The organism is Streptomyces sp. NPDC058691 (assembly GCF_042714775.1).
Lineage (GTDB): Bacteria > Actinomycetota > Actinomycetes > Streptomycetales > Streptomycetaceae > Actinacidiphila.
Map to the genome: position 1 here is coordinate 17,965 of NZ_JBHXSO010000096.1, position 966 is coordinate 18,930.

Below are 966 nucleotides of genomic sequence, written 5' to 3' on the forward strand. Positions count from 1 at the left end.
CCGCCGACCCCTTATATATCATACTAATTGGGGGCGGGCAGCTTTTTTTTTTTATATGCCCCCGCCGTGGCGGTCCCCCGGGGGGTGGGGCCGGGCCGGCCCGGCACCACGGGTACGCGACGACGCTCTACGCCGCTGCCGCCCCAGGACCCGCCGCCCGGGCTCCCGTCGCCGTGCTCCCCGTCATGTTCCAGGCCTTGACGACGGGACGGCCGTGCTCGACACCGAGCCGGCTGACGGTGCCGGTGTCCAGCGCGAACAGTGCTCCCGCGGAGGGCGGCAGCCCGAGCCGGCGGGCGGTGAGGACGCGCAGTATGTGGCCGTGGGCCACGAGGAGTACATCGCCGGCGGCGGGGTCGCGCAGCATCGGCTCAATGCGCGCGAGTACGCGATCGGCGCGGCGGCCCACGTCCCGGGGACTCTCCCCCGGATGACCGGCGGGCCCGGGAGCCACTCCGTCGGACCACAGGTTCCACGTCGGCCGGTTGCGGTGGATCTCCGCGGTGGTGACGCCCTCGTAACCCCCGTAGTCCCATTCGCGCAGAGCCTGCTCGACCTCGGCGCCGGCCGCCCCGGCCAGCTCCGCCGTGCGCACGGCGCGGCGCAGCGGGCTGGTCAGGACGAGGCCGATGTCGTGAGCGGCGAGCAGGGGGGCGATGCGGGTGGCCTCCTCCTCGCCGTGCGCGGTGAGGGGAAGGTCGGTGTGGCTGGTGTGCTGCCGGGACAGGGTCCATGCGGTTTCGCCGTGGCGGAGCAGGAGCAGGTCGCCCATGATGTTCATCCACTTTCGGCAATCAGGGGGTGGTGCGGTGTCCGGGGTGGGGTGGGTCAGCCGTTGGCGGGGTCGGCCGCGCCGCCACCCCCCACAGTTAGAAACCAGGTCACCAGGCGCCCGCCGGGGGAGAGACCGCGTGGCCCCCCAACAGGTTTAGGCAGCCGGGGAAAAAAAAAAAAAACGGGGTGTCA

Annotated in this window: 1 protein-coding gene; it reads right to left on the bottom strand. The window is 71.7% G+C overall.

Going from position 1 to position 966, the window contains the following annotated elements; translation table 11 throughout:
* Positions 1 to 127: 127 nt before the first annotated feature.
* The gene (locus ACFWVC_RS36735; RefSeq protein WP_384298052.1) at positions 128 to 772 is read right to left on the bottom strand and encodes a histidine phosphatase family protein; all 645 of its coding nucleotides are present in this window, start codon (positions 770 to 772) and stop codon (positions 128 to 130) included.
* Positions 773 to 966: the final 194 nt, after the last annotated feature.